14 protein-coding genes are annotated in these 15,197 nt (G+C 53.5%); 2 read left to right on the forward strand and 12 right to left on the reverse strand.

From position 1 onward, the window contains the following. From V3O24_RS16145 to V3O24_RS16155, 3 genes are read right to left on the reverse strand one after another with little or no spacing between them, the layout of a single operon-like run. Window positions 1–429, reverse strand: coding sequence for a biopolymer transporter ExbD (locus V3O24_RS16145; protein WP_331308009.1), 429 nt, complete (start codon window positions 427–429; stop codon window positions 1–3). Continuing rightward, entirely contained in the window at window positions 426–1,262 is an 837-nt protein-coding gene (locus tag V3O24_RS16150; RefSeq protein ID WP_331308010.1) for a MotA/TolQ/ExbB proton channel family protein, read from the reverse strand. Before V3O24_RS16150 ends, V3O24_RS16145 begins: the two co-directional genes overlap by 4 nt. Before the next feature lie 6 nt (window positions 1,263–1,268). After that, complete coding sequence (locus V3O24_RS16155) at window positions 1,269–2,024, reverse strand: energy transducer TonB (RefSeq protein ID WP_331308011.1); 756 nt, start codon at window positions 2,022–2,024, stop codon at window positions 1,269–1,271. Window positions 2,025–3,082: 1,058 nt separating this feature from the next. Here V3O24_RS16155 and V3O24_RS16160 point away from each other — a divergent pair. After that, on the forward strand, window positions 3,083–3,295 hold the full coding sequence (locus V3O24_RS16160) for a hypothetical protein (RefSeq protein WP_104422383.1): 213 nt from the start codon (window positions 3,083–3,085) through the stop codon (window positions 3,293–3,295). Between the two features lie 5 nt (window positions 3,296–3,300). After that, on the forward strand, window positions 3,301–3,558 hold the full coding sequence (locus V3O24_RS16165) for a hypothetical protein (RefSeq protein ID WP_331308013.1): 258 nt from the start codon (window positions 3,301–3,303) through the stop codon (window positions 3,556–3,558). Window positions 3,559–3,566: 8 nt separating this feature from the next. Here V3O24_RS16165 and V3O24_RS16170 read toward each other — a convergent pair whose 3' ends face one another. The 9 genes from V3O24_RS16170 to V3O24_RS16210 form a co-directional block, all read right to left on the reverse strand. After that, window positions 3,567–3,743 carry a hypothetical protein gene (locus V3O24_RS16170; RefSeq protein WP_331308014.1) on the reverse strand — a complete coding sequence of 59 codons (177 nt, stop codon included), beginning with the start codon at window positions 3,741–3,743 and terminating at the stop codon, window positions 3,567–3,569. Next, window positions 3,740–4,888 (reverse strand): PepSY domain-containing protein, encoded by a 1,149-nt coding sequence (locus V3O24_RS16175; protein ID WP_331308015.1) that lies wholly within the window; start codon window positions 4,886–4,888, stop codon window positions 3,740–3,742. Before V3O24_RS16175 ends, V3O24_RS16170 begins: the two co-directional genes overlap by 4 nt. A 46-nt stretch (window positions 4,889–4,934) precedes the next feature. Continuing rightward, on the reverse strand, window positions 4,935–7,334 hold the full coding sequence (locus V3O24_RS16180) for a GNAT family N-acetyltransferase (RefSeq protein WP_331308016.1): 2,400 nt from the start codon (window positions 7,332–7,334) through the stop codon (window positions 4,935–4,937). A gap of 663 nt (window positions 7,335–7,997) precedes the next feature. Further along, window positions 7,998–9,185, reverse strand: coding sequence for an MFS transporter (locus V3O24_RS16185; protein ID WP_331308017.1), 1,188 nt, complete (start codon window positions 9,183–9,185; stop codon window positions 7,998–8,000). Further along, complete coding sequence (locus tag V3O24_RS16190) at window positions 9,182–10,513, reverse strand: lysine N(6)-hydroxylase/L-ornithine N(5)-oxygenase family protein (RefSeq protein WP_331308018.1); 1,332 nt, start codon at window positions 10,511–10,513, stop codon at window positions 9,182–9,184. Before V3O24_RS16190 ends, V3O24_RS16185 begins: the two co-directional genes overlap by 4 nt. Continuing rightward, on the reverse strand, window positions 10,506–12,110 hold the full coding sequence (locus tag V3O24_RS16195; protein ID WP_331308019.1) for an aspartate aminotransferase family protein: 1,605 nt from the start codon (window positions 12,108–12,110) through the stop codon (window positions 10,506–10,508). The genes V3O24_RS16190 and V3O24_RS16195 overlap by 8 nt, the downstream gene beginning before the upstream one ends. Window positions 12,111–12,183: 73 nt before the next feature. Continuing rightward, entirely contained in the window at window positions 12,184–14,361 is a 2,178-nt protein-coding gene (locus V3O24_RS16200; protein WP_331308020.1) for a TonB-dependent siderophore receptor, read from the reverse strand. Window positions 14,362–14,525: 164 nt separating this feature from the next. Further along, the gene (locus V3O24_RS16205; protein WP_146083301.1) at window positions 14,526–14,777 is read right to left on the reverse strand and encodes a hypothetical protein; all 252 of its coding nucleotides are present in this window, start codon (window positions 14,775–14,777) and stop codon (window positions 14,526–14,528) included. A gap of 125 nt (window positions 14,778–14,902) precedes the next feature. Next, window positions 14,903–15,058 carry a hemin uptake protein HemP gene (locus tag V3O24_RS16210; RefSeq protein ID WP_331308069.1) on the reverse strand — a complete coding sequence of 52 codons (156 nt, stop codon included), beginning with the start codon at window positions 15,056–15,058 and terminating at the stop codon, window positions 14,903–14,905. Window positions 15,059–15,197 lie beyond the last annotated feature (139 nt).

The following is a 15,197-nucleotide window of genomic DNA, read 5'->3' on the forward strand; positions in this document are numbered from 1 at the left end:
CTATTCCTTTGATTTTGGTTCGGTCACAAAGCCGAGCTTTTCTATTCCCGCTGTTTGCGCGGCGGACATCACCATGGCTAATTGTTGATAATTTGTGGCTTTGTCAGCGCGCAAATGCAATTCGGGCTGCGGCTTTTTCTGCGCCGCCGTCTCCAATCGCAACGCAAGTTCTTCTTGTTCAAATAGCGCATCATTCCAAAACAGTTTGCCTTCCGCATCAATCGACAGGGTGACGGTGTCGGGTTTTTCCGGGTTGGCTTGGCTGCCCGCTTGCGGCAGGTCGATTTTGATCGAGTGGGTCAGCAAGGGGGCGGTAATGATGAAAATCACCAACAGCACCAGCATGACATCCACCATCGGCGTCGTATTGATTTCCGCCATCGGTTGGGTATGACGGTTATCGCCGCCGAAGCCGCCTGAACCGATCATAGTGACACCTCCGCTTGAAGAGAATTTGCTTGCGGAGCGTCTGATGAGGGCCGGGCAGGGGCGGTCTGGCTTGAATTCTCCGACGGTACCGTTTCGGTAATTTGCACGGCTGCCAGCGGTACTCCGGTGGTCAGGTAGGTATGCAGGTCGTGGGCGAACGTTTCCAATTCGCCCATTAACAGGCGGTTGTCGCGCACCAAGGTGTTATAGGCGAGAACCGCTGGGATGGCGACTGCCAGGCCGAATGCGGTCATGATCAATGCTTCACCGACCGGGCCTGCCACTTTGTCTACAGTAGCTTGGCCGCCGACGGCGATGGTGCCGAGCGCATGATAAATGCCCCAGACGGTGCCGAACAATCCGATGAAAGGGGCGATACTGCCTACCGAAGCCAATAAGGTCAGTCCTGTTTCCATCTGCATGGCTTCCTGGCCGATAGTTCGGCGTAGCGCCTGGGCAATAAATTCATCATGCCGCGAATGTTCCTGCAACGCGCTATTTTCATCATCCCTTACCCGTTGCGCGGTGTAACGTTTGTGGTGGTCGGTAGCGCTGATGCCTTGCAGCGCAAGGCGCGCAAACGGGTTTTCCGCTTTTTTCAAATCCTGGCTCATGGCCGCCGCCATTGACGTCAGGGTTGACGACGAGGCATGCCAAAATCGTGTTAAAAAAGCCGCACTGCTGTTTTTTAAACGCCGCGCCTGTATGGCTTTGATGACCATTAAACTCCAACTGCCTATGGACATGGCCAGCAGTCCCGCCGCTACGGTAATCGATACGGCGCCGCCTTGGCTGATGAACTCCAGGTTGTCTAAGATATGTTCCGCTTGCATGATGATTTATCCTTCCTCTATTGAAAATCTGACCGGCACTACTACCGATGCGCTGACCGGTTGTTCGCCGCGCTTGGCCGGAATGAAGCGCCATTTTTTGACGGCTTCCAGCGCAGCCTGATCGAGACGGTTTGAGCCGCTGCCGGTTTGCAGTTCGACAGAACCGGCTGCACCGTCTTGCGTCACATGTACGAGCAACAATACCAAACCTTGTTCGCCCAGCCGCCTCGAGAGTGGCGGATAAGCGGGAGACGGGTTGTTTAAATAAGCGGCGTTGAAGTCAGGCGATTGATATGTCTGGGTGTCAGCAGGCGCCCGGCTGTTTGTCGCTTTCGACTGTTGTTCGGCAATAGAGGAGCTTGGAGCGGCCGCCGGTGTTGATGTTTGTTCCGCAGGAGGGGTCGGCCGGCTGGTTTGTTTTGTAAGCGGTACGGCAGGTTTATTGACCGGGGTTTTGACCGTTTTCTTAACCGGTTTTTGCACTTCCGCCACCGGCTGGGCAGCGGGCAAAGGCTTTTGCAGCGTTGTTTGCGGCGCACTCATCAAGCTGACCATGATCGGTTGGGCGATGGTCTCAAGCGGTGAAGACGGCTGCTGCTGGGACAATGCTGCAAATAGGGCCAGATGCGCGCATAGCACTAGACTCAACGCAATCCATGGGCGGTCGTTGATGCGGGTAGTTCCGCCATGGACAATATTTCCCAGCATCAAGGGCGTGGAGTTGTTGTCCATGAAATGGAAGTTGAGTGCCGGGAAAATCATTTTAGTGAACGCGGCAGGTTAGTTGTCGATTGCGGCCATTTGCCGGCGACGCATTTTGTATTTGCACAAAACGCCATGCGGCAATTGCTGCTACCGGGTAGGCCTGTTTTCTTGTGTCGTTTAGTTAAATTCATTGATTTTCACCATCCAAATGCACAGTCTGCCGAAGCGGCAAATCGCTACGTTTCATTGACATTGGCTGGCTACCGGACACTTGAGTGTCGGATGGCTGGCTGCTCTTAGTATGTGTATTGCACTTTATTGTCGGCATGTTCATCCTCCGTATCATGATCAGGAGAGAGGCCGGTAGGTAGGAGGAAAATAACCTGCCGACAATAAAGTGCAATAACTGTATTAAGATAAAATATTTAGTCAGGATTAATTTGCCCTGACAGGTCAAACTCAATCATTTTTCCCGCGTATTCGCTGACAATTCGCGTCCCATACCGAACATTCGGTGCCGGTTAACCGATGCCGTAAAGCCGGCGTTATGTCCCGTTTTGCAGGCAAAGGTAATTTGTCTTGCATGCAAATAATAATGATTATCATTTGCCAGGTCAATACTTGTCGGCATTTATATGAAAAATACTTAAAGGAAGCGTTGATTTAGTCTTTAAATAGAATGATAGTATATTGATTTATAAGTATATTTTTAGGCTCGTTTAGAGGTTCTTTGTCGAACCATGAACGAAAGGGGGCGCGCTTCCTTAACGGGCTTTGTTACAGTTGGTGAGTATGTGTGTCGGGCAGGCTAATTGTCGTCGAGCAGATGACAAATAATTGCGTGTTGCCGGATGGAAACGTCAATCAGCTACTTTTGTTTTGAGCACAGGGAATAATGTTGGGAAGTTAGCCTTAGTTTATACGCAGGAAATGCGCATCATCCTCTAAGCCGATGGAATAAGTTTTAGCCATGACGAGCTTTTAATGGAAAAGGCTATATGCGTCATATTAAAAGTAAGACTTGAAAGAGAGAAGAATGCGGGAGGAAAAAACACTTTACTTTTAAATAAGAATCATTATCATTTTAGTCAAAGCAATAAATACCCGGCCCAGTCATGAAAACATTTTTTTCTATTTTTCGTCCATCTCCATCTGTGAAACTGGCTATAGCGCCTGAGGTATTGACTGCTCTCGTTGAAAAAGGGCAAATCCATGCAACAGATTTTAGATGCCTGGATTTTGGCTCAAAGCAGATTGTCTGGAAGATATTTCTCTCTTTGGCAAAATCAAAAATGAACAGGCTTCCAGTCCAGCTGGGTAAGGAATAACCACGATGCAAGACGATAAAAAACATGAGCTGCTGATCAGCGCGATAGACTATTTAAAAGTCCAGTATGCAATGGGACAATCGCCTTGTCTTGCACTGGTCATTTCACGGCATTATCGCCTGTTGGCCGAATCCAGCGCTGAAAGCGGCAATAAAACCAACTATGTCAACCAAGCTAGCTCATGGTTTGGCTGTTATTTGAAAAAAGCAAAGCCGCAGGCCGAAGCCGAAATGCAGATTTACAGCGGCGTGTACGGGACTTAACCCGCCGATTAAGTACGCCGGACGCCGTACCAAAGAGCGGTCACGACCGGCGCGGCAAGGGCAATCCATGACACCGCATCGCCGATGCCGTCGAACAGCAGGGCGGCGGTAAGACCACCAGCGCTGACTAAGCCCAGAAAGACCGGCATCGCCCATATTTGTATCCCGGTTAGTGATGTTTTCATGCGCAATCTTTCTCCTTTTCGTTCGGCAGCGCGTCCAGCCGGGCTTCAATTGATACATTGCGTTTTCTCAACCACAGATACAAGCCGCTGCCGAGTACCGCAATGCTGAGTATATCGAGCAACGCCCAGATAATCTTCAGCGGCAGGCCGCCGTAATCGCCGAAATGCAGCGGTTTGGAGATCAAAAGCGCGGTGACGTACCAGGGCAATTCGCGCGTTTCAACGACGACTCCTGCTTGTGCATCGATCAAGACCGGTTTCAGCAGCTTGGACGTTAGCGGCGAATTGCCTTGCATGAAGGCGACAAAATGGCGCGGCCCTGCAAAGCCGTTGCCGGGAAACGCGATAAAACCGAGCGACATATCGGGCGCAACCGTGTGGGCGGCATCGAGCGCTTTCTGCACCGAGCCGGGTTCCCGAACCGGGGGCATAGTGCGGTAGGGGGCGGTCATATCGGCCAGTTCGCCGGATTGCCATTGTCCGAATATCGGCGTCGCCAGCGTATTGATTACGCCGGTAGCGCCGACGACAAGAAACCAGACCAATGTCGCGATGCCGAGCAGGTTGTGCAGGTCCAGCCACTTTAAACGCGCCGATTGCTTGCGCCGCACGGCGCCGAATGCAAGCTTGCGCATGAACGGGCCGTACAACACGACGCCCGAGACCAGCGAGGCGATCAGCAGCAGCCCCATAAAACCCAGAAACAACGTCCCCCAGAGGCCCGCGAACATATCGACATGCAGCCTCAGCATGATATTCATGACGCCCTGGTCCAGCGGATACTGATACAGATAATCGCCGGTGCGGGCGTCGAACGCATAAAATGCCGAGGGTTTCGCCGCCGCCACGTTTTCGGCCATGCGCACAAACCAGAGATCGGGCTCGTCCGGGTCGGCCACGATAAATTGCACGGCATCGCCGGGCCTCCGCGCTTTGGCGGCCGAGATGATCGCATCCAGGTCGGCCCGCTCCGCCGTTTCAGGCAGGTCCGGCGGGGTTACGCTATAGCCGAGCGCGCGATCGATTTCATCGGAGAAAATCAGCGGCAGCCCGGTCAGGCACAGCAGCAGCATGAACGCGGTGCAGATCAGGCTCGTCCATTTGTGGATCAGATACCAGTGCTTGATTGAGCTGCGCGTCAACATAAGCGTTACCGCGAAAACGCCGGCGCGCGATATAAAATCCGGTCGCTCATACGCACGCCTCCGCTATGTCAGCCGCACTGGTCCCGGCTTTAAAGACGGCTATCGGATTTTTCAACGTGCCGACAAATTTCAGGTTTTTGGCCGGGTCGGCGAGATCGATCATTTGCTGATTATTGCCCAATTGCAGCCGGTTCAGGCAGGAGCGGATAAATTCGGGCGCGAACAGATCGTACCGCTCGAATTTATCGGCCAGTTCGGGATGCGTGCGTTGATAGTCCAGTACGCACTCGGCGACCAGTTGCCAAAACCGCTGTTCGGAATAACCGCCGTGCTCGACCAGAATGTGGGACATATAACGGAAAATCAGGTCAAAAAAGTCCGTAAAGATCGACAATATTTTCAGCTCTTCCGGCACGAATACCGACAGGCGCTGCACTTTCTCGGACAGCACGATTTCCTTGTTCATGATCGCGGCTTCTTCGGCAATGTCTTTCATGATGGCCCTGACCGGGACATTGTTTTCCAAGACCAGGATCAGGTTTTCGCCGTGCGGCATAAACACCAGATCGTAGGCGTAGAAACAATGCAGCAGGGGGCTCAAATAGCAGTTCAAATAATGCCGCAGCCAGCTTGCGGTATCGACGCCGGACGATTTGATCAACGCGGGCAACAAGGCGGTTCCCTGGGCGTCGGTATGCAGCAGGGCGGCCATCGTCATCAAACGCTGCCCCGGTTTTAACTGCGGCACCGGGCTTTCGCGCCACAGCGCGGACAGCATTTTTTTATAGGGGCTGTCCTTAGCCGTGGCCGTTTCGTAATAATGATTGCGGTATCCGACAGCGGCGACTTCGCGGAGTATGCTGAATCCTTTTTCCGCCAGATAAGGATCCTGCTCAATCAGCCCGTTGATGCAGTCGTTAATGGCGGGCGTGGTGCTCATGTAGTAGGGCGACAGTCCGCGCATGAAACCCATATTCAGGATCGACAAGGCCGTTTTGACATAGCGTTTGTGCGGATGGCTGGTATTGAAGAAGGTGCGGATCGATTGCTGGGCAAGATAGACATCCTCGACGAACCCCAAGCAGACCAAATGCCGTGCGGCGATGTCGGCGGCAAAGATGACGGCCAGTTTGTTATACCATTGCCACGGATGCACCGGCATAAACCAATAATCATCGGTATCCAGCCCCTGCCGCGCCAATGTTCGGGTAAATTGATCGAGGGTCGGATTTCCCAGCTCCTGCTCCAGCAATTCCGTATAAGACAAATCGTCCGCACAGGCGAAAACCGTTTTGCTTTTATGCGCCGCCAGCCAGATTAGCTTAACCGGCGCCGCGGCTTCCGGCGAATAAGCCTGATAGTCGGCCGCATCGAAACCGATGCGGCCGTTATTGGCCAGAAAGGCGGGATGGCCTTCCATCATCGCGGTTTCGATGGTCTGAAAATCGGCGTCGAGGAGTTGCGCCACATCGACGCCCTTCTTGGTGTGCTTATAAGCGCTGCCGTACAGCGTACTGGTGATTTCTTCCATATAAGTCGGCAGTATCGCCGGATCGATGCCCAGGCCTTCGCTGACTTCCAGGATAAAGCTTAAGGAATCCGGCGCGGCCTTGTCGCCGTCAACGAATTTTTCAACGGAAGCCTTGTCGATATACCAGTGTTCCAGGCTTAACACTTGCGCGCGGAAGCTGTATTCGACGCCCGGCTTGTCGGTCTTGAGCCGGTAATGCCCCCAGTCGCCTTCCGAGAACTGGAGTTCGGGCGTTATCAGCAATTCGTGCGCAAACTCGCTGATCGCTTTGCAAAGATGCAGGGTATTCACATGCGCCCAGACGTCTTCCCGCAAATGAGCGACGACATGGTTGGGCGATACCGTGACCGGGTTCTTGCCCCGCGCAGCCCGGTACTGTTCCCGGCTGCAAAATGCCAGATGGGCGGTTTTATTGGGCAGCGTTATGACTTTTTGATATTCAAATCCCGCCCGTTTATTCAAGGCATGGATTTTTTCATTATTGATGTCCGGCTCGACGACTATCCGCTGCGCCGCCGGATCGCTGAATATAAAGTCCATGATGACGGTAAAAACCGAGCCGGTGAAATTGGCTATCGGGCGTTCGGCAGGCGCGACCAGGATATGCATGCCCCGGTCGCCGGCTTGCCAGGCATAATGTTCGCTAAGCGCATGGTGTTCGGGGTCGTAACATTCCAGTAGAAAAGCGGGTTGGTCGTTGCAAAAGCCCAAATAAACCAGCGACTGCTCGGCGATTTTCCGGTATTCCGCTTCAACCTGTTCGATCGAGCATCCTTGTAGTCCCCAATAGCTTGCATAGTCCCTGTTGACCCAATCATGGATCAACGCAATATCTTGCGGGATTTGCAAGGGGCGTAAACGGAACGTGCCTATCGCCGGCATGTATTTTTTGAAGATGAAAGATTCGTAATTCATGTTTTGTTGCTCATTGTCAGTGTGGGAGTTGCAGAGGTTGTTAGCTGTCGATGCTTCGACGGGCTCAGCACGAACTGGTTTCACAGCCTCCAACTGCGGTTTCAGGTTTATTAATTGATGTTGCGCAGTTATTCGAATTTAGACTGCATTAACATTTTTGTTATTAAAAGTGTCGCTACCGCGACGCTTATTTGAATCGGGTTCTCGCACCCGAAGGCGAGTTACTTTCTTTTGCTTCGCCAAAAGAAAGTAACCAAAGAAAAGGCGACCCGGTTACCGCTTGCTTCCTGCGCTCCTCACTTTTATCGAGGGTCAGCAGAAGGGGCTCCTGCCCCTCTGCCGACGTGCGGCATCCCTGCCGCACCCCTACGGGCTGTTCTCGATAAAAGCTCCGGTGCTCGGCGCGGCAAACGGGAGAAGTACCATCCGTGCGTAACATCAGCCCTGTAGGCCGGAATAAGGCTTTTCGAGCGTCAGCGAGAACAAGCGTTTCCGGCACACCGCCCGGATTCGCCGGAAACGCCACCACGCGCTGCGCCCTTCGTCAAGCTCAGGACAGGCTTGGGTGGTCTTATTCCGGCCTACAACTACTTCCCTTCATTATCTTTATGTCCTTCATGGTAATAAAAACAAGTTATAAACATTGTGCTGCGTCAGCACCCCTTACGACGTTTCCATAACCGCATTCATAGGCTTTGGCGCCGCCTTGAACAGCAGCGCGTACAAAAAAGCCGTCAGCACCAGTCCCAAGGCGCCCGCGATAAAGGGCATTTGCAGGCCTTGGGCGGCGACTAACGAACCTGCGGTATATGAGGCAATCAGCGCGCCCAGGCTTTGAAAAAAATAGATCTTGCTGAAGTCGGCGGCATAAGATGCGGGCGTGCTGACTTCGAATAACAGCAAGTCCAGACGGACGGTGGCCTGGAACAGCGCCCAGCCGAACAGGCATCGGCCCAACAGCACAATCGCCTGCTGCCCGGAGGCTTGCAGCAACAGCCCGAACATGCCCAGTAAAGCCGCCGAAACAATCCCGTGCTTGCTGCTGCGCATGTTTTTATTGATGCACAGCGCCAGCAATGCGATAGCCCCCGGTATGGCGAAAACCAAGCCGGTGACAATCCCGCCGTTCCATGCGGAGACAGCTTCCCAATAGCGCGAGAAGAAAGGCCGTATCAGGTAAACGCTGAAATAGAAGAGCAGCATGACCAAGCCCAGTTTATAAACCAGGCTCCCGGTTAAAACCTCTGCCGCCTGTTCCGCCGTATATTGCGGAGCCTCCGGCGATGCTTCCGCATCGGTTTTATCTTTGCCGAGCAGGAACGCGCACACCAGCATCTGTAAAAAATCGCCTACCGACATCAACAGAAAGATCAGTCGCGGTTCGAACAGATCCAGCGCAAAACCGCCGATGCCCGCGCCGGCTATGGCGCCCAGGTGTACGATGACCGACAGCAGCCCGATCGTGCCGCCGTGCTTGTCTTTGTGTTCAAGGCTCATCACAAAAGGGTAAATCAGCAGATAACTGGCTTTAAACACCATCATCAACAGCGACACGAACCAGAACTCCGGCAGCGAGCCGGATTCATAACACAATATGCTCAATACGCCCGCGGCAAATTGCGTATAAATCAACAGCCTGAGCACCGGCATATGTTTGGCCGCGGCGGCCCATAACGGAAACGCCAGCATGACGACAAAGCAGCTTGCGCTGAGGTACAGGCCGATGTGTTGCGGGGCCGTTATCGAAAAGGCGGCGGCAAAGAATTGCGGATAAAAGGGAATCAGCATCGAGTCGCTGATTACCGAAACCGTGACCATCGCAACGAGAAAAAATTTCAGCTGCGGATTCATACTAAAACCCCGGATGGCTCAACGGCGCTGACTTTTTCTTCCGGCGCCGAGAACCGCTGAAAGGCGATGCTTTGCTCTATCGGGTAATGCTCCTGGCCGGTGACGGCTTTGATAATGCAGGCATTGCGGTAGCAGACCATGCCCAAGTCCGGCGTGACGAAGCCGTGCGTATGCAGTCCCACGTTCTGCACGAATATCTCGTCGCCATTAGGGTCGATGCTGTAGTTCCTGTTGACCGCGAACCGGGCTTGCGGATCCCGCTGAATGCGCGACGCGATGCCGTCGATAAACGCCGGCAACTGGTAACTGTAGCCGGTCGCCAGCACCAGCCCTTCAGTGCGGTGGCTGTAGCCCGTCTCCTGCTCGTCTTGAAAGAATTCCAGCTCAAAACGCCCGTCACCGGCATTGAATTCGGCGGCTTTTAATTCCGAGTTCGTCAACAAATTAACCCGGAAATCATGGCTTAAGCGCTTAACGTACATCAGGTCGTAAATGTCGTTAATCAAGGAGCCGTTAATGCCCTTGTACAGGTTTTTCTGGCCGGCGATTAAACGCTCCCGTTTGTGCGCGGGCAGTTGGTAGAAATAGTCCACATATTCCGGCGAAGTCATTTCCAGCGTCAGCTTGCTGTACTCCAGCGGATAGAATCGGGGCGATCTGGTTATCCAGCTCAGTTCATAGCCGTAACTGTCGATGTCCTGAAGCAGGTCGTAAACAATCTCCGCGGCGCTTTGCCCGCTGCCCAATACCGTAATCGACTTTTTGCGTTGCAGCGTCTTCTTGTGCCGCAAATACTGCGATGAATGCACCGATTTGTCGGCCGTTTCCAGGCAGCACGCGGGCGTGTAGGGCAGGGTTCCGGTGCCCAGCACCAACTTTTTCGCACGGTAAGTTTTGGCTTTCCCGGTTTTCATGCACTGTGACTGGATCACATAACAGCCCAGGCTCTCGTCGTACTCGATTTGCCCGACGTGGGTGTTGAATGCGACATTGTCCAGCTTGCTCGCCGCCCATTGGCAGTATTGGTTGTATTCGCTGCGCATCAGGAAGAAGTTTTCCCTGATGTAAAACGAATAAATCCGGCCTTGCTGCTTGATGTAGTTTAAAAAGCTGAACGGGCTGGTCGGGTCGGCCAAGGTCACCAGGTCGGACAGGAAAGGGGTCTGCAAATGCGCGTCTTGCAGCAAAATGCCCGGGTGCCAGTTAAAGCCCTGGCTTTTGTCCAGAAAAAGGCTGTTCAAGCCTTCTATCGGTTGCATTAGGCAAGCCAAGCTTAAATTAAACGGACCTACGCCGATGCCAATTACATCATAAGTGATCTCACGCATCGCAGGCCTCCTTGATGAATGCCTGGTTGGCGGCCGGGTGGGCCGCTTGGGTTACGGTTTTGTCGGGTGAATTGAAGTAGTTTTGCCCATGATGGGTGATCAGTTTAAGCACGGCCTGCATGTCCTGGATAGTCGTCAACGGGTTCAGTAAAGTGAATTTAAGATATTGTTTGCCATGTACTTTGGTGCTTGCTACGACCGCTTCGCCGGACCTGAACAGGGCTTTGCGGATATAGGCGTTAACGCGGTCGATGTCGTGTTCCGAATGTCGCCGGGACGGGCGGTAACGGAACACCAGCGTGCTCAGCTGCGGCTGGTGGATCACTTCGATGCTTTGTTCCGACAGCAGCAGTAAATAAGTCTGTTTCGCCAAATGGATGTTCCGGTCGAACGCCGCGCCAAGTTGGTCGGCGCCCATCGTTCTGAGGGTCAGCCAGAGTTTCAGCGCGTCAAAGCGCTTGGTGGTCTGGATGCTTTTATTGACCAGATTGGGCGTGCCTTCATTGGCTTGGCTGAGCGGGTTCAGGTATTCGGCATGGTGGGTGACTACGGCTAAATAGTGCTTGTTCCTGACCAGGAACGCGCTGCAACTGACCGGTTGCAAGAAAGATTTGTGATAATCGACGGTGACCGAATCGGCGGACTCGATGCCCGCCAGCAAATGGCGAAACTTGGGCGATACCAGCAAACCGCAACCATAAGCGGCATCGACGTGCATCCATAATTGATGAATGCGGCAGAGTTCGGCGATTTCAGGCAAGGGATCGATGCTGCCGAAATCGGTCGTGCCGGCGGTGGCGACAACCGCCATCGGGATTAAGCCGTCGGCCAGACACTGCTCGATGGCCTGTTCCAGCGCCTGGGCGTCCATTTTGAAATAGCGGTCGCAAGGAACGGAAATCACCGAGTCATAGCCCAAGCCCAGTATCGCCGCCGCTTTTTGCACGCTGAAATGGCTCATCTGCGAGCTGAAAATGCGCAATTTGCGGAAATCTACCGGCAAGCCCTGCGCTTTATTGTTATGTCGCCATTTTTTTGCGCAGAAACTGTCGCGCGCGAGCAGCATCGCCATCAGGTTGGATTGGGTGCCGCCGCTGGTGAAAATGCCGTCCGCCTCCGCGCCCAGGCCGATTCTTTCCGCGGTCCAGTCGATCAGTTTTTGTTCGATCAGCGTACCGCCCGCGCTTTGATCCCAGGTGTCCACCGAGGAATTAATCGAGGTCAACAGCAGTTCGGCCAAAATGGCGGGCACCGCAACCGGGCAGTTCAGATGGGCGACATAGTGAGGATGATGAAAATAAATCGCATGATTGAGATAGAGTTGCTCAATTTCCGCCAAGGCGTCGTTAAGATCGTTGCACGATCGATTTAAATCGATCGAGTGAAATTGGGCCGCAAGCTCGTGCGGCAGGACGCCGCTGAACGGTTTGTCAGCGGCCGACATGCTTTTTTGTATCAGTTCAATGCCTTTTAGCAGGCTTTCTTCGTAGTGATGCAGACTTTTATCGGTGAAGATGAAGTCAGGATTCTGTGAGCTCTCCCTGTTTTTTTCTGCGGGAGTTTTTACTGCTTTCAGTATGAAAGTGTCGCTACTCATGTGCTTCTCCTGGGTCGAGTGAATGTTTGCCGCTACAGCGGTAAAGCGGGCTTTAACGCTGTAGCGGCCTGGATTAAAAACTGTATTTGACGGAACCCGTTACGACGCGTCTCGGTCCGAACGTTGCGAACTCGCCGCCGCTGGTAAAGGCCGTGGCGACGTATTCTTTATCAAGCGCATTTTGCAAATTGATGGAGAACTGAAATTGCTTCCATTTGTAATGCGTCGATGCATCGAACAAGACCACGCTGGGTACTTCGATCGTGTTTTTGGCGGCATAACTGTTGCCGAACGATGTGCCGATATAGCGTGCGCCGCCGCCCACGCCCCAACCTTTGGCGATACCGGCCGGTACGGTGTAATCGGCCCATACAGAAGCCTTGTGCTCGGGGGTGTATTCAAGCGGCTCTCCGATTTCGGCGGTAAAGGAGCTCTTGGTCACTTCCGCATTCAGGTAGGTATAGTTGCCGGTCAGGTTTAAGCCGTTATCCAAACTGGCGACGCCTTCCAGTTCGACGCCGCGGGAATTGGCTTCGCCCCGTTGCACATTCGCATAAGTGATCGGGTCGGGGGTCAGGAAGTCTGTACGCGTAAGGTCGAAATAAGCCAGCGTGACGAAGCTGTTTTGGTTTTTCGGCTGGAATTTGACGCCGAACTCATATTGTTCCCCCGTTTCGGGTTTAAGGGCTTTGCCAGCCGCATCGGTGCCCAGCGCGGGAAGAAAGGATTGCGCATAACTGAAGTACGGGGCCAGGCCGTTGTCGGCCACGTACACCAGGCCGGCGCGGCCGGTCAGTGCATTGTCGTCCTGCGTTGTGCTTAAACCGGTGAGCTTGTTTTTGATCACGCTGTCCGCGCGGTCATAGCGCCCGCCCAATGTCGCTCGCCAGTGCTCGCCGAATTTGATCTGGTCTTGAAGATAAAGCCCGATCTGGTTCTGGGTCGCATCCTCGTTTTTAAAGACCGGAGCGGACGCAACCGCCGAGCCGTAGACCGGATTGAAAATGTCGAGGTTCGGCGCGGCGCCGTAAGTTTGCAGCGAATTGGAGCCGACATGTTGAAAATCGAGGCCCGACAGCAAGGTATGATCCAGTACCGCTGTCGAGAATTTAAACTGGGCCTGGTTGTCGAGGTTGAAGCCGTGGACTTTGCCGAAGCTTTCATACAATGCGCGGCTGATCGTGCGTTGGTCGGCCAGCAATGCGGTCGTATAAATGGAGCGGTCATCGACTTCGTTGTTGTAGTAACGGGTGTTCTGGCGCAACGTCAGCGCATCGTTGACGCGATGCTCCAAGGCGTAACCGACGGCAAACTCTTCCCGGCTGTATTGATCGACATTCGGCTCGCCGGTGAAACGGTTGGTCGGGATTTTGCCGTTGGCATTGGTGCGCAACGTGCCTTCGGCCGGTAAACGTTGCGAGGGTTTGGTGTCATCCTTTTGGTAATGGCTTAAAAAAGTCAGCGTCGTATCGTCGCTGGGCTTCCAGGTCAGCGCCGGAGCGACATAAATACGGTTGTCTTTGATGAAATCGACCTGGGTTTCGCTGTCGCGCACCAAGCCGGTGACGCGATAGGCCAGCGTTTTACGTTCATCAAGCGCGCCGCCGACATCGATTTCGCCTTGGAAGCGGTCGTAAGTTCCCGCTTCAAACTTGATTTCCCGGAACGGGTCGAATGTCGGCCGCTTGGACACGTAGTTAACCAAGCCGCCGGGGCTGGCTTGTCCGTAAAGTACCGACGCGGGTCCGCGCGGCACTTCAACGCGTTCCGCGCCATAAGGTTCCAGGCTGTAACCTACGGCGAAGCCGGGATTGCTGAGTTTGAGGCCGTCGCGGTAAAGCCCGGTTTCCGTCGCATCGAAGCCGCGAATTTTGATGAAGGTGGTGCGCGGTTCAAAACCGAAGGTCTCGCTTTGCACGCCGGGCGTGTAGCGCAAGGCTTCGGCCATAGTGCTGACATTTTGCGCTTCCATTTGATCGCTGGTAATCACCGAGATCGATTGGGGCGTTTCTATCAGCGGAGTGTCGGTTTTGGTGCCGGCCGTCGAGCTGCCGGCTTTGTAATTGTCGGAGGTATTATCGCGCGCCGCTTTAACCTTAACGGCCGGCAGGGTGATTTCTTTTTTTTCGGCAGCCTGCGCTTTGGCTGGGCGCTCGGCGGCCATCGCCATTCCGTTCAGCGCGGCTCCCAGCGGCAATAATGCGGCCAGCCGCCAGCTTGCTTTCTTTAAAGCCGTATTTCTTTTCGACATGCCTTTCCCCTTAATATTTATAGTGGTGGCTGCCTGGCAAGAAAGCTGGGTGGCTGATTTGTGTTATGTAGTAGATTTATCTGGATCGGCGATGAAACCGATGCTTTATATATGTTCCTGGCCGATAGCGTGTGACTCAGGGGCAGGGGTTTTCAGGATGATTTTTAGTGAACGCGGCCTATTGCCGGCTGAGTATTGCGATGCGCCGGCGCCGCATCTTGCATCTGGGCGATCCGCACCTTGGCGTGGTTTAAGACTGAGCTGAGTATGTGCAGCGATTCGCAATTGGTGCGTATCTTAGTTTCGCCCAGATTTATCTCTAGGGTGCCGCAATCGGGACAAAACACCACGCGACAATCGGCGTTACCGGCAAGGCTTACTTTCTTGTGTCGTTTATTTGAATTTATTGAGTTCATTGATTTCACCATCCAAATGTTGGGCAGGATAAAGTCTGCCGAAGCCGCGGTATGCAGCGTTTCTTTGACATTGGCTGGCTACCAACAGCGGAAGTGTTGGTTGATGGCTGGCTGCTTTTTACAAATTATTTGGTCAGGATTAATTTGTCCTGGCGCGTTAAACGTAATCGGTATTCTTCACCGGCGTGCTCGATCACAACTTCGCGGCCCGAGCTAAATAGCTCCGCGCTGTTTAACCTCTGCCGCACCAGCTGTGATCCCGTCACTGCCGGCACTTCCACCTTCCCTGGTGGTCGTAAAACAGGCGTTGTGTCCTGTTTTGTCGACAGCGTTAAGTCTAAAGGTTCTGTAGAGGGGGGAAGTTGTTTGTTCATGGTTGCAAATAATAATGATTATCATTTGTCGAGTCAACATTTGTTG

Source organism: Methylobacter sp. Wu8 (assembly GCF_036440755.1).
In the GTDB taxonomy this organism is placed as follows: domain Bacteria; phylum Pseudomonadota; class Gammaproteobacteria; order Methylococcales; family Methylomonadaceae; genus Methylobacter_A; species Methylobacter_A tundripaludum_A.

Bases quoted from the DNA above. Each gene is read 5' to 3' on its own strand.
- V3O24_RS16145 (WP_331308009.1), bottom strand. From the start codon at position 429: ATGATCGGTTCAGGCGGCTTCGGCGGCGATAACCGTCATACCCAACCG.
- V3O24_RS16150 (WP_331308010.1), bottom strand. From the start codon at position 1,262: ATGCAAGCGGAACATATCTTAGACAACCTGGAGTTCATCAGCCAAGGC.
- V3O24_RS16155 (WP_331308011.1), bottom strand. From the start codon at position 2,024: ATGATTTTCCCGGCACTCAACTTCCATTTCATGGACAACAACTCCACG.
- V3O24_RS16160 (WP_104422383.1), top strand. From the start codon at position 3,083: ATGAAAACATTTTTTTCTATTTTTCGTCCATCTCCATCTGTGAAACTG.
- V3O24_RS16165 (WP_331308013.1), top strand. From the start codon at position 3,301: ATGCAAGACGATAAAAAACATGAGCTGCTGATCAGCGCGATAGACTAT.
- V3O24_RS16170 (WP_331308014.1), bottom strand. From the start codon at position 3,743: ATGAAAACATCACTAACCGGGATACAAATATGGGCGATGCCGGTCTTT.
- V3O24_RS16175 (WP_331308015.1), bottom strand. From the start codon at position 4,888: ATGTTGACGCGCAGCTCAATCAAGCACTGGTATCTGATCCACAAATGG.
- V3O24_RS16180 (WP_331308016.1), bottom strand. From the start codon at position 7,334: ATGAATTACGAATCTTTCATCTTCAAAAAATACATGCCGGCGATAGGC.
- V3O24_RS16185 (WP_331308017.1), bottom strand. From the start codon at position 9,185: ATGAATCCGCAGCTGAAATTTTTTCTCGTTGCGATGGTCACGGTTTCG.
- V3O24_RS16190 (WP_331308018.1), bottom strand. From the start codon at position 10,513: ATGCGTGAGATCACTTATGATGTAATTGGCATCGGCGTAGGTCCGTTT.
- V3O24_RS16195 (WP_331308019.1), bottom strand. From the start codon at position 12,110: ATGAGTAGCGACACTTTCATACTGAAAGCAGTAAAAACTCCCGCAGAA.
- V3O24_RS16200 (WP_331308020.1), bottom strand. From the start codon at position 14,361: ATGTCGAAAAGAAATACGGCTTTAAAGAAAGCAAGCTGGCGGCTGGCC.
- V3O24_RS16205 (WP_146083301.1), bottom strand. From the start codon at position 14,777: ATGAACTCAATAAATTCAAATAAACGACACAAGAAAGTAAGCCTTGCC.